Source organism: Streptomyces kanasensis (assembly GCF_043077165.1).
In the GTDB taxonomy this organism is placed as follows: domain Bacteria; phylum Actinomycetota; class Actinomycetes; order Streptomycetales; family Streptomycetaceae; genus Streptomyces; species Streptomyces changanensis.
The window spans coordinates 38601-51410 of record NZ_JBIBSF010000015.1 but is presented as its reverse complement, the minus strand read 5'-3'; the positions used below and the strand labels follow the sequence as shown (position 1 = coordinate 51410).

11 protein-coding genes are annotated in these 12810 nt (G+C 74.7%); 7 read left to right on the top strand and 4 right to left on the bottom strand.

Annotated features, from left to right (window positions below; genetic code table 11):
- Window positions 1-135 precede the first annotated feature (135 nt).
- From ACF053_RS28475 to ACF053_RS28465, 3 genes are all read left to right on the top strand, one after another.
- Entirely contained in the window at window positions 136-981 is an 846-nt protein-coding gene (locus tag ACF053_RS28475; RefSeq protein WP_391956627.1) for a GNAT family N-acetyltransferase, read from the top strand.
- 74 nt (window positions 982-1055) lie between these two features.
- A complete protein-coding gene (locus ACF053_RS28470; protein ID WP_391956626.1) occupies window positions 1056-1595 on the top strand; it encodes a GNAT family N-acetyltransferase in 540 nt (179 codons plus the stop codon).
- 155 nt (window positions 1596-1750) lie between these two features.
- Complete coding sequence (locus ACF053_RS28465; RefSeq protein WP_391956625.1) at window positions 1751-3448, top strand: proline--tRNA ligase; 1698 nt, start codon at window positions 1751-1753, stop codon at window positions 3446-3448.
- Between the two features lie 456 nt (window positions 3449-3904).
- Here ACF053_RS28465 and ACF053_RS28460 read toward each other — a convergent pair whose 3' ends face one another.
- The 4 genes from ACF053_RS28460 to ACF053_RS28445 all read right to left on the bottom strand — a co-directional run bounded on the left by ACF053_RS28460 (window position 3905) and on the right by ACF053_RS28445 (window position 7252).
- Window positions 3905-5017, bottom strand: coding sequence for a slipin family protein (locus ACF053_RS28460; protein WP_391956624.1), 1113 nt, complete (start codon window positions 5015-5017; stop codon window positions 3905-3907).
- A gap of 106 nt (window positions 5018-5123) precedes the next feature.
- Window positions 5124-6128: an aminoglycoside phosphotransferase family protein gene (locus ACF053_RS28455; RefSeq protein WP_391956623.1), complete on the bottom strand. Its 1005-nt coding sequence runs from the start codon at window positions 6126-6128 to the stop codon at window positions 5124-5126.
- A 45-nt stretch (window positions 6129-6173) separates the two neighbouring features.
- Window positions 6174-6593 (bottom strand): DUF4439 domain-containing protein, encoded by a 420-nt coding sequence (locus tag ACF053_RS28450; RefSeq protein ID WP_391956622.1) that lies wholly within the window; start codon window positions 6591-6593, stop codon window positions 6174-6176.
- On the bottom strand, window positions 6590-7252 hold the full coding sequence (locus ACF053_RS28445; protein ID WP_391956621.1) for a hypothetical protein: 663 nt from the start codon (window positions 7250-7252) through the stop codon (window positions 6590-6592). The genes ACF053_RS28450 and ACF053_RS28445 overlap by 4 nt, the downstream gene beginning before the upstream one ends.
- A 151-nt stretch (window positions 7253-7403) precedes the next feature.
- Between ACF053_RS28445 and rimP the strand changes: the two genes are divergently transcribed.
- The 4 genes from rimP (at window position 7404) to infB (ending at window position 12688) form a co-directional block, all read left to right on the top strand.
- The gene (rimP, locus tag ACF053_RS28440) at window positions 7404-7904 is read left to right on the top strand and encodes a ribosome maturation factor RimP (RefSeq protein ID WP_391956620.1); all 501 of its coding nucleotides are present in this window, start codon (window positions 7404-7406) and stop codon (window positions 7902-7904) included.
- 2 nt (window positions 7905-7906) lie between these two features.
- Complete coding sequence (gene nusA, locus ACF053_RS28435; RefSeq protein WP_058944485.1) at window positions 7907-8905, top strand: transcription termination factor NusA; 999 nt, start codon at window positions 7907-7909, stop codon at window positions 8903-8905.
- A gap of 269 nt (window positions 8906-9174) precedes the next feature.
- A complete protein-coding gene (locus ACF053_RS28430; RefSeq protein ID WP_391956619.1) occupies window positions 9175-9453 on the top strand; it encodes a YlxR family protein in 279 nt (92 codons plus the stop codon).
- 151 nt (window positions 9454-9604) lie between these two features.
- Complete coding sequence (infB, locus tag ACF053_RS28425) at window positions 9605-12688, top strand: translation initiation factor IF-2 (RefSeq protein ID WP_391956618.1); 3084 nt, start codon at window positions 9605-9607, stop codon at window positions 12686-12688.
- Window positions 12689-12810: the final 122 nt, after the last annotated feature.

Here is a 12810-nt window from a genome sequence, read left to right as displayed (position 1 = left end):
GGTCCGCGCGCGGCGTCACCGGCCCGCCGACGTCCCCCGGAGGGCCGCCGGCATTCCCCCGCCCGCGGGCCCGTTACGGCGCCGGAGCGCCGGGTACAGTGCGGTGACCGACAGACCCACTGGTGAGGCCCCCTCGTGTTGACGCACACCACCACCCGGGTCCTCGAGCCCGGGGACCTCGGCGCCGCGCTCGCCGTCCTGGAGAGCGACCCGGTCGCCAACGCGTTCGTCACCGCCCGCGTCCAGGCCGCCGGCCTCGACCCGTGGCGCCTCGGCGGCGAGATGTGGGGCTGGTACTCCGAGGGGCGGTTGCGCTCCCTGTGCTACGCCGGCGCCAACCTCGTCCCCATCTGCGCCACCCCCGAGGCCGTCCGCGCCTTCGCCGACCGCGCCCGCCGCTCCGGGCGGCGCTGCTCCTCGATCGTCGGGCCCGCGGAGGCCACCGCCGAGCTGTGGCGGCTGCTCGAACCCAGCTGGGGCCCGGCGCGCGACGTGCGCCCGCGCCAGCCGCTCATGGTCACCGAGCGGCCCGCCCCGGACGTCGAACCCGACCCGCTGGTCCGCCGCGTCCGCAGGGACGAGATGGACCTGATCATGCCGGCCTGCGTGGCGATGTTCACCGAGGAGGTCGGCGTCTCGCCCATGGCCGGGGACGGCGGACTGCTCTACCAGGCGCGCGTCGCCGAACTGGTCACCGCCGGCCGCTCCTTCGCCCGCTTCGAGGACGACCGCGTCGTCTTCAAGGCCGAGATCGGCGCGGCCACGCCCCGCGCCTGCCAGATCCAGGGCGTGTGGGTCGACCCCGAGTACCGCGGCCGCGGCCTGTCCGAGATCGGCATGGCGGCCGTCCTGCGCCACGCCCTCGCCGACGTCGCCCCCGTCGTCAGCCTGTACGTCAACGACTACAACGCCCCCGCCCGCGCCGCCTACCGCCGGGTCGGCTTCCGCGAGGTGGGCGCGTTCATGAGCGTGCTCTTCTGACCGGACCGTCCCTCCCCACCGCGCCCTTCCGGTTGCGCTGTCCGGACGGCGGCCCGGCGACGTAGGGTTCGACCATGGATGACGCCGTGGTGGTCGGACCGCTCGACCTCGTCGCACGGGTGGACGACGCGCTGGCCGTGCAGGCCGTCGCCTTCGGCCTGAGCGCGGGCGAGGTCGCCGTGCGCCGCCACATCGTGGTCCGGCACATGGCCTGCCGCGGCGCCCGCGCGTACGGCGCGACCACCCCGTCCGGCCGTCTCGTCGGCTTCGTGTACGGGATGCCCAACGACCGCGTCCACTGGTGGTCGACGGTCGTCCAGCCCTACCTGGTCCGCGAGGGCGGCGAGTTCTGGCTCGACGACGCCTTCGTCATCACCGAACTGCACGTCCACCCCGACTTCCAGGGCCGGGGCATCGGCACGGAGCTGATCACCACCATCACCGGTACGGCCGACGAGCCCCGCTCCATCCTCTCCGCCATCGACGTCGAGAGCCCCGCCCGCCGGCTCTACCGCTCCCTGGGCTACACGGACCTCGCCCGCCAGGTCCACTTCCCCAGCGCGGCACGGCCGTACGCGGTGATGGGCGCCCGGCTGCCGCTGCGCCTGCGCTGAGCGCGGGGCTGGTCGCGCCGGTGCGGCGGGGGAGCGGCCCGGCCCGGCCGGGACCCGTGCGGACACGGCGCACCGGACCAACTGATTTCCGCCCGCCGGGGCCGCCCGGCTAACCTCCTGCCCATCACACTTTTGACCGCAGGAGAGAGTTCCCCATGGCCCAGGTCCAGCGCATGTCCCGGTTGATGGTCAAGACACTGCGCGACGACCCGGCGGACGCCGAGACGCTCAGCCACAAGCTGCTCGTCCGCGCCGGCTACGTCCGCCGCAACGCCGCGGGCATCTGGTCCTGGCTGCCGCTGGGCAAGAAGGTCCTGGAGAACGTCGCCCGCGTCGTGCGCGAGGAGATGGACGCCATCGGCGCCCAGGAGGTCCTGCTGCCCGCGCTGCTGCCGAAGGAGCCGTACGAGGCGACCGGCCGCTGGGACGAGTACGGCGCGGAGCTGTTCCGCCTCCAGGACCGCAAGGGCGCCGACTACCTCCTCGGCCCCACGCACGAGGAGATCTTCACCCAGCTGGTCAAGGACCAGTGCACGTCCTACAAGGACCTGCCGGTGATCCTCTACCAGATCCAGACGAAGTACCGCGACGAGGCCCGTCCGCGCTCGGGCATCCTGCGCGGCCGCGAGTTCCAGATGAAGGACTCGTACTCCTTCGACACCACCGACGAGGGTCTGGCCGAGTCCTACCGCCTCCACCGCGAGGCGTACGTGCGGATCTTCGAGCGCCTCGGCCTGAGGCACAAGATCGTCTCCGCGGTGTCCGGCGCCATGGGCGGCTCGGCGTCGGAGGAGTTCCTGGCCCCCGCCGCGGCGGGCGAGGACACCTTCGTCCACTGCCCGTCCTGTGACTACGCCGCCAACACCGAGGCCGTGACCTTCGCGGGCGGCGAGCCGGCCGACGGCTCGGCGCACGGCCCCGTCGAGGAGCTCGACACCCCGGACACGCCGACCATCGAGACCCTCGCCGAGCACCTGGGCGTGCCGGCGTCGGCGACGCTGAAGAACCTGCTGGTGAAGGTGGACGGCGAGATCGTGGCCGTGGGCGTGCCCGGCGACCGCGAGGTCGACCTCGGCAAGCTGGAGGACCACCTCGCCCCGGCCGTCGTCGAGATGGTCACCGCCGAGGACTTCACGGGCCGCCCCGACCTGGTCCGCGGCTACGTCGGCCCGCAGGGGCTGGACAAGGTCCGGTACCTCGCCGACCCGCGCGTCGCCCCCGGCACGGCCTGGGTCACCGGTGCCAACAAGCCCGACACGCACGCGAGGAACGTCGTCGTCGGGCGGGACTTCGAGGTCGACCAGTACCTGGACGTCGTCGTGGTCGAGGACGGCGACCCCTGCCCGCAGTGCGGCGCCGGCCTGAAGCTGGACCGTGCCATCGAGATCGGCCACATCTTCCAGCTCGGCCGCAAGTACACCGACGCCTTCCAGCTGGACGTCCTCGGCCAGAACGGCAAGCCGGTCCGCGTCACCATGGGCTCGTACGGCGTCGGCGTCTCCCGCGCGGTGGCGGCCCTCGCCGAGCAGACCGCCGACGACAAGGGCCTGTGCTGGCCCCGGGAGATCGCCCCGGCCGACGTCCACGTCGTCGCCGCCGGCAAGGCCCTCCAGACCGAGCTGGCCCTGGAGGTCTCCGAGAAGCTCGGCGAGGCCGGGCTGCGCGTCCTCGTCGACGACCGCGCCGGGGTGTCGCCGGGCGTGAAGTTCACCGACGCCGAGCTGCTGGGCGTGCCGCAGATCCTCGTCGCCGGCCGCCGCTCGGGCGAGGGCGTCGTCGAGCTCAAGGACCGCCGCACCGGTGAGCGCGAGGAGCTGACGGTCGAGGAGGCCCTGGCCCGCCTCACGGCCTGACCTCCCGCCCTCCCGGGCGGGTGATGCGCCCGCCGTCGCGGGAGCGCACGACGACCGCCGCTGCGCCGCCCCCCGGGGGCGGCGCAGCGGCGTCGTGGGGTCCGGGCCCGGCCGGCAGGGGGCAACCCGCCGCGCGGCCTCGCTGTGCCTCCGTCGGGGCGCCCACCGGCGAGGCGGGTCAGGGGTGCCCCGCCGACCCCGCGCTGCCGCCTTCAGAGGCGCCCGCCGACCGACTTCCGCGGTGCGAGCCTCCGGCCTCGCCCCGCCGGTCCCGGGGTGACGCCCTCGGAGAGGCCGGCGGGCCCCACGCTGCCGCCGTCCGAGGCACCCCGCCGGCCCCGCCGTGCCGCCTCCACAGACGCCCGTCGGCCCCGCGCAGCGCCCCCCGGCGTGGTCCCGCCCACCCCCGCGCTGCCCGCCGTCCGAGGCACCCAGCCGGCCCCGTCCTGACGGGTGTCAGAGGCACCCGGCCGTGCCGGCGTCCTCGTCCCGGATCCGCAGGGGCGGCACCGGGTGGGCGGGGTGCGCCACGTGCGTCGCGGGGACCTCGCGGTGGCCGTGGTCCGGCCGCCGCCCCAAGGGGTGCGCGGCGGACTCCCACCCGGCCGGGTCCAGCCCGGACGGTTCGCGCCCCGCCGGTCCCAGGGTCGACGGGCCGCGCTCGCCGCCACCCGCCTCGACGCCGTCCCGCGCCTGCGCGCCCTCGCCCCGCGCGGCACCGACCTGCCCGGGGCCGCCGTCCCCGTCGCCCCGGTCCCGGCCCCCGTGGTCCCGGTCCCGTCCGTGCCCCCCGGTCTCGTACTCCGCCCGCTCGGCGGACCGCTCCAGGAACCGCAGCAGCTCCACCGGGATCGGCAGCACGAGGGTCGAGTTCTTCTCGGCCGCGACCGCCATGACCGTCTGCAGCAGCCTCAGCTGGAGCGCGGACGGCGTGTCGGCCATCTCGCGGGCCGCCTCCGACAGCTTCTTCGACGCCTGGAACTCGGCGTCCGCGTTGATCAACCGGGCCCGGCGCTCACGGTCGGCCTCCGCCTGCCGGGCCATGGAGCGCTTCATCGTCTCCGGCAGGGACACGTCCTTGATCTCCACCCGGTCGATGGTCACGCCCCACTCGACCGCCGGACTGTCGATCATCAGCTCCAGTCCCTCGTTCAGCTTCTCGCGGTTGGAGAGCAGGTCGTCCAGCTCGCTCTTGCCGATGATCGAACGCAGCGACGTCTGCGCGATCTGCGAGACCGCGAACCGGTAGTCCTCGACGCGGATGACGGCGTCGACCGGATCGACGACCTTGAAGTAGATCACCGCGTCGACCCGCACGGTGACGTTGTCCCGGGTGATGCCGTCCTGGGCGGGGACCGGCATCGTCACGATCTGCATGCTCACCTTCCGCATGCGGTCGATGAAGGGGACGATCATCGTCAGCCCCGGGCCCCGCACCCGGCTGCGCAACCGCCCGAGCCGCAGGACGACGCCCTGCTCGTACTGTTTGACGACCCTGGCGGCGGCCGCGAGGTACGCCCCGCCGGCCGCGCCCGCCAGGATGACGGCGGTCAGTGCTTCCTCGACCATGACGACCCCCTGTCGTCGGGTGCGACCCGGATGGGCACGAGCAGATACGCCCATACTGCACCCAAACGGACCATAACGGTCGAGGTCGGGCGGTGTGGGGGCCGGCTCAGAGCCAGCTCGCGAACTCCAGCAGGTTCTCCGCCTCGCGCCCCCGGCCCGCGGCCATCGCCCGGGCCGCGGACTCCACGGCGCGGAACAGGGTCCAGCCGCGCAGGCGGTCGCGATCGACCTCCAGGGCGTCGGCCAGCTTGTTCACGCGCCGGCGTCCCGTCGCCGCGCCGGACGCCTCCGCCACCAGGTCCTCGACGCGGTCCCTGACGAGCCGGGCCAGGTCGTACGCCCGCTCCCCGACGACCGGCTCGGGACCGACCGCCAGCCAGGGCGCCCTCTCACCGGCCAGCACCTTGCCCTGCCGGAAGCAGCCGTGCAGCAGCAGACCCTCCGCTCCCGACGCCACCAGCTCCCCGCGCGCCTCCAGCGCGGCGGACACCAGGGGCCCCGCCGTCGGGTCCGCGTGGTACGCGGTCATGGCCGCCGCCTGGCGCTCCGTCCGGTCCGCCACGGACTCGAAGGCGTGGCCCGGCGGCGGCTCGATCCACAGCCGCCGCACCGTGCCCGCCGCCTCCAGCAGCGCCTTGGCGTCCGGCAGGGACCGCAGCGACACGTCCGGCCGCAGCCGCTCCAACAGCAACCCCGCAGAGCCCTCCGCGCCGCCGCGCCCGCCCGGCCCGCCCGCGTCCCCGGGCCCGCGCCCGTGCGCGCCGTCCCGCACGTCCGCGCCGTCGGCCGGGTCCAGCAGCCGTACGGCGCCCCAGCCGTCCCAGTGGGCGAGCGCCGCCCGCTCCGGCTCCGGCCCGGCCGCGGGCGGTGCCAGCTTCAGCGCGGCCGGCTCGCCGTCGGCCCGGCGCACGAGCAGCACGACGCTGCTGCGGCCGCCCGGCTCCACCACCCGCTCCGCCACCGCGCCGTGCCGCGCCAACTCCCCGTGCGCGGCCGCGGGCAGCCCGGCGAGCCACCCGGCCGTTCCTCCGCCCTCGCCGTACGTCTCGCCGAGCGCCCGCACGAGGCGGCGCGGCGGAGCGAAGGCGGGGGCGTCACCGGCGTGGGCCATGCGTGCGGGGTTCCCTTCCCTGCGCTGCTGAGTCGTCCGAGCGGCTCACGGTCGCTCGGCGAGCCCAGGAAAGGCTACGCCGCCCCCACCGCGCCAGCGCACGGCCCGTACCGCCGCCTCGCGCAGCGCGGCGGCCGCCTCCCGGCGCAGCGGCCCCCGGGCGGCCCGCACGAGGTCGGCGTACACGCCCGCCACCCGGTCCTCCAGCTCGGCGGCGAGCCGCACCGCCGCCGGGCCGTCCGCCACCGCGAACGGCAGCCCGTACGCCGGCGCCGCCGGGGCGGGCACGCCCCCCAGCTCCCGTACCGTCCGGGCCAGCGCGTCCCGCCGGGCCCGGTGCGCGGCGTGGGCCTCCGCGGCCTCCGCGCGGCGTCCGTCACCGACCCGCGCGCCGACCACGCCGTACCCGTACACCGCGGCGTGCTCCGCCGCGAGCGCCGCCTGCGCGGCCGCCAGCGCGCTCACGGGCGCGTCCCCGGGGTCAGGAGGTACGCGTGCGCGGCGCCCGCCGCGGCGACCGAGGCCAGCAGCCGTGCCAGCTCCGGCGGTGCGGCGTCGAGCGCGGCGGTGTGCGCCGCGGCGGTGCGGGACGCCAACGCCGCCAGCGCGGCGAGCGCGGCCCGCGGATCGGCGGGCACGGCGCCACCCGGGGACACACCGGGGCCGGGGGACGAGGCGGGCGCCCCGGGTGCCGGTACGGCCACCCCCGACGGGCCCGCCGGACCGCCCGTCGCCGCGGCACTCGCGCTCGGCGCGCCGGTGCTCGACGGGCCCGCGCCCCTGGCCCCCGGGGCGCCCGAGCCGCGGAGGCCGTCATCCGGGGCCGCCACGCCGGCCGGGGCCAGCGCGGTCACGTGCCGCGCCGCCGCCTCCCGCAGCGGCGCGAGGCGCGCGCCGAGCGACGGGTGCGCGGCCAGGACCGCGTCGTACCCGGCCAGGAGGCCACCGCTCGCCGCGGCGGACCGGCGGCGCAGCGCCGCCTCCGCGCGCCGGGCGCGGTCGGCCGCCGTCGTGCGCGCCGCGCCCCCGCCGCCGTCCGGCCCCGCACCCGTGCAGCCCGCCGGTACCGCCCCGGCCGCGGCCACCGCGAGCGCACGCCTGCGCGTCAGCCCCGTGCGCTCCACGTCACTCCTTCGGGTACATCCGGCAAGATCACCGCTGGCGAGCGTACCCGCGGCCCGGCACGGGGTGGACGGCAACACCTCCGCGACCGGATACCCTTTGTCTGACACGCGACGAACCCACAACAGCACACGCGGCCGAGGAGTCACCCGGATGAGCACCACCCAGAGCGAGAGGCTGCGCGGGCTGCTGGAACCGCTGGTCGCCGCCAGGCAGCTGGACCTCGAGGAGATCGACGTGTCCCGGGCGGGCCGGCGCAGGGTGCTGCGGGTCATCGTCGACTCGGACGACGGCGTGGAGCTCGACGCCTGCGCCGAGCTGAGCCGCGCCCTCTCCGAGAAGCTCGACGAGACGGACGCGATGGGCGAGGGCGAGTACGTCCTCGAAGTGAGTTCCCCGGGAGCCGACCGCCCCCTCACCGAGCACCGCCACTACGTGCGCGCCACCGGCCGTCTGGTGCGGCTGCGGCTGCACGAGGGCGCCGAGCTGGTCGCCCGCGTCCTCGGCGTGGACGATGAGGGCCTGGACCTGGAGGTGCCGGGAGTGAAGGGCCGCAAGCCCACCGCCCGGCGCGTGGAGTTCCCCGAGATCGCCAAGGCGCGCGTGGAGATCGAGTTCAACCGCAAGGACAAGAAGGAAGAGGAGGAGGCGTAGCCGTGGACATCGATGTGAAGCTTCTCAAGGGCTTGGCACATGAGAAGGAGATCCCCTTCGAGCTGCTGGTCGAGGCGATCGAGTCGGCCCTCCTCATCGCCTACCACCGCACCGAGGGAGCCCGCCGCCACGCCCGTGTCGTGCTGGACCGGCAGACCGGCCACGTGACGGTGTGGGCGAAGGAGGACCCGGCCGACCTGGAGGAGGGGCAGGAGCCCAAGGAGTTCGACGACACCCCGTCGGACTTCGGCCGCATCGCGGCGACCACCGCCCGCCAGGTCATCCAGCAGCGGCTGCGCGACGCCGAGAACGACGTGACGTTCGGCGAGTACGCGCGCCGCGAGGGCGACATCGTCGCCGGCATGGTGCAGCAGGGCAAGGACCCGCGGAACGTCCTGGTCCGGCTGGACGACAAGCTGGAGGCCATCCTCCCGGTGCAGGAGCAGGTGCCGGGCGAGGAGTACACGCACGGCCTGCGGCTGCGCACGTACGTGGTCCGCGTCGCCAAGGGCGTGCGCGGCCCCTCCGTCACCCTCTCGCGCACCCACCCCAACCTGGTGAAGAAGCTCTTCGCGCTGGAGGTCCCGGAGATCGCCGACGGTTCCGTCGAGATCGCCGCGATCGCCCGCGAGGCCGGTCACCGCACCAAGATCGCCGTCCGGGCCACCCGGTCCGGGCTGAACGCCAAGGGCGCCTGCATCGGCCCCATGGGCAGTCGTGTGCGCAATGTCATGGCCGAACTGCTCGGCGAGAAGATCGACATCGTCGACTGGTCGGACGACCCGGCCGACATGGTGGCGAACGCCCTCTCCCCGGCCCGGGTCTCCAAGGTCGAGATCGTCGACCTCGCCGCCCGGTCCGCCCGGGTGACCGTGCCCGACTACCAGCTGTCGCTGGCGATCGGCAAGGAGGGCCAGAACGCCCGCCTTGCCGCCCGTCTGACCGGCTGGCGCATCGACATCCGCCCGGACACCGAGCAGCCGGCCCCGGACGCCTCCTGATCCAGGCCCCGCCCCCACCGGCCGCCGGCGGAAATCCGCGCGACCGGAGCGGGGCGGGTGGGGCAGACTGAACGACCCGTCCCGGCCGGTCCGCCGGCCGACGGTACCGCGCGGCCGGCACCGTCCGGCCGCGAGCGGTGCCGGCCGGACGGGAATAGGATCGACCGCGGTCACGTTGGGCAACCACGAGACCACGACGGGATCACGACAACATCCGTTCGATTCTTGCCCCAAAGGGGTGAGGTCGGTGCGGGGAGGTAGACTTAAGCGTGTCTGGCCGGACGCATGCCCGCGCATGCCCTGAGCGAACCTGTGTGGGATGCCGGGAGCGGGCGGCCAAGACCGATCTGCTGCGCATCGTGGCGGTCGGGGACGCATGTGCCCCCGATCCTCGCGGTACGCTGCCCGGTCGGGGTGTCTACGTGCATCCCGTCCGGTCCTGTCTCGATCTGGCGGTCCGCCGCCGGGCGTTCCCCCGGTCCCTCCGGGTCCAGGGTCCGCTCGACACCGCGGACGTCCGCCGATACGTCGAGCAGGCGACACCGTAAGAAAGAAGCACGGCACGGGGTCAACCCGTGCGTCAGGTACCTCGCGAGATGGAAGTAGGTCGAGATTGCGATGAGCACTCGATGAGTACGCGATGAGTACGCCCATGAAGTAGCGACGGTCCGGCGGTTAACCGGACCTCAAAGGAGCGATGTGGCTAAGGTCCGGGTATACGAACTCGCCAAGGAGTTCGGTGTGGAGAGCAAGGTCGTCATGGCCAAGCTCCAGGAACTCGGTGAATTCGTGCGTTCGGCGTCATCGACGATCGAGGCGCCGGTTGTCCGCAAGTTGACCGACGCTTTGCAGGGACCCGGCTCCGCCGGCAAGTCCGCTGCGAAGCCCGGGGCGCCCCGCAAGGCCGCCCCCGCCGCCCCCGCCAAGCGCGAGGGCACCCCCACGCCTGCCAAGCCCGCCGCGCCCTCCCCGGCGCAGGCGGCACGTCCGGCCGCCCCGAAGCCCGGCGCCCCCGCGCCGAAGCCCGCGGCCGCAGAGAAGCCCGCGACGCCGGCCGCCGGCCAGCGTCCCACCCCGGGTCCGAAGCCCGCCCCGGCCCCGGCTGCCAAGCCGGCCCCGGCGGCCCCGGCCCCGGCCAAGCCCGAGTTCACCGCGCCGCCGTCGGCTCCCGCCGCCGGTACCCGGCCCGGTGCCACCCCGGGCCCCCGCCCCGCCGCGCGCCCCCAGGGCTCCGGTCAGGGTCAGGGTCAGGGCGCTGCCCGTCCGGGCGCCCCGCGCCCCGGCCAGCAGGCCCCCCGACCGGGTGGCCGTCCGGCCGGTCCGCGTCCGGGCAACAACCCCTTCACCTCCGGCGGTTCCACCGGCATGGCGCGCCCCCAGGCGCCCCGTCCCGGCGGCGCCCCGCGTCCCGGCGGCGCCGCGGGTGCCCCCGGCGGCCCGCGTCCGCAGACCCCCGGCCAGCCCGGCGGTCCGCGTCCCCAGGCCGGTCCCGGCGGTCCGCGTCCCACCCCCGGCTCCATGCCGCGTCCCCAGGCCCCGCGCCCGGGTGGCGGCCCCGCCGGCAACCGCCCGAACCCGGGCATGATGCCGCAGCGTCCCGCTGCCGGCCCGCGTCCCGGCCCCGGCGGCCGCGGCCCCGCGACCGGCGGTCGTCCCGGCGGTCCCGGTCGTCCCGGCGGCGGCGGCGGCTTCGCCGGCCGTCCCGGCGGCGGCGGTGGCGGCGGCGGCTTCGCCGGCCGTCCCGGTGGTGGCGGTGGCGGCGGTGGCCGTCCCGGTGCCCCGGGTGGCGGCGGCGGCTTCGGCGGCGGTCGTCCCGGCTTCGGCGGTCGCCCCGGCGGCCCCGGCGGCCGTGGTGGCACGCAGGGCGCGTTCGGCCGTCCGGGCGGTCCCGCCCGTCGCGGTCGCAAGTCGAAGCGTCAGAGGCGCCAGGAGTACGAGGCCATGCAGGCCCCGTCCGTGGGCGGCGTGATGCTCCCCCGCGGCAACGGCGAAGCCGTTCGCCTGTCGCGCGGTGCGTCCCTCACCGACTTCGCGGAGAAGATCAACGCCAACCCGGCGTCGCTCGTCGCGGTCATGATGAACCTCGGCGAGATGGTCACGGCCACGCAGTCCGTCTCCGACGAGACGCTGCAGCTCCTCGGCGACGAGATGAACTACACCGTTCAGATCGTCTCCCCGGAGGAGGAGGACCGCGAGCTGCTCGGGTCCTTCGACCTCGAGTGGGGCGAGGACGAGGGCGGCGAGGAGTACCTCGCGCCGCGTCCGCCGGTCGTCACCGTCATGGGTCACGTCGACCACGGAAAGACCCGACTGCTCGACGCGATCCGCAAGACGAACGTCATCGCGGGCGAGGCCGGCGGCATCACCCAGCACATCGGTGCCTACCAGGTCGCGACCCAGGTCAACGACGAAGACCGCAAGATCACCTTCATCGACACCCCGGGTCACGAGGCGTTCACCGCCATGCGTGCCCGCGGTGCCAAGTCCACCGACATCGCGATCCTCGTGGTGGCGGCGAACGACGGTGTGATGCCCCAGACGATCGAGGCGCTGAACCACGCCAAGGCGGCCGACGTGCCGATCGTGGTCGCGGTCAACAAGATCGACGTCGAGGGCGCCGACCCGGTCAAGGTGCGCGGTCAGCTGACCGAGTACGGCCTGGTGGCCGAGGAGTACGGCGGCGACACCATGTTCGTCGACATCTCCGCCAAGCAGGGTCTGAACATCGACTCCCTGCTCGAGGCCGTCATCCTCACGGCGGACGCCTCGCTCGACCTGCGGGCCAACCCGGAGCAGGACGCGCAGGGCATCGCGATCGAGTCGCACCTCGACCGCGGCCGCGGCGCCGTGGCGACCGTCCTCGTCCAGCGAGGCACGCTGCGGGTCGGCGACACGATGGTGGTCGGCGACGCGTACGGCCGCGTCCGGGCGATGCTCGACGACAAGGGCAACAACGTCGAGGAGGCGACCCCGTCGACTCCCGTCCTCGTCCTGGGCCTCACCAACGTCCCGGGTGCCGGCGACAACTTCCTCGTCGTCGACGAGGACCGCACGGCCCGCCAGATCGCCGAGAAGCGCGCCGCGCGTGAGCGCAACGCCGCCTTCGCCAAGCGCGTCCGCCGGGTGTCCCTCGAGGACCTCGACAAGGTGCTCAAGGCCGGTCAGATCCAGGAACTCAACCTCATCATCAAGGGCGACGCGTCCGGTTCGGTGGAGGCCCTCGAGTCCTCGCTGCTCCAGCTCGACGTCGGCGAAGAGGTGGACATCCGGGTCCTGCACCGCGGTGTGGGTGCGGTCACCGAGTCCGACATCGACCTGGCGATGGGCTCCGACGCCATCGTCATCGGCTTCAACGTCCGCGCGGCCGGCCGTGCCGCGCAGATGGCGGAGCGCGAGGGCGTCGACGTCCGCTACTACTCGGTGATCTACCAGGCCATCGAGGAGATCGAGGCGGCCCTCAAGGGTCTGCTCAAGCCGGAGTACGAAGAGGTCGAGCTCGGTACGGCGGAGATCCGCGAGGTCTTCCGCTCGTCCAAGCTGGGCAACATCGCGGGTGTCCTCATCCGTTCCGGCCTGGTCAAGCGCAACACCAAGGCGCGCCTCCTGCGCGACGGCAAGGTCGTCGCGGAGAGCCTCAACATCGAGGGTCTGCGTCGCTTCAAGGACGACGTCACCGAGATCCGCGAAGGGTTCGAGGGCGGTATCAACCTCGGCAACTTCAACGACATCAAGGTCGACGACGTCATCGCGACGTACGAGATGCGCGAGAAGCCGCGCGGCTGACACAGCCGACGCGACTGACGAGCGGAACCCCGGGGCCGGTCGGCGGAAGTATTTCCGTCGATCGGCCCCGGCCGCTGCGTGTACGGTTCAGCTGTCCCCGCCGGTCCACGGCGGCGACAACC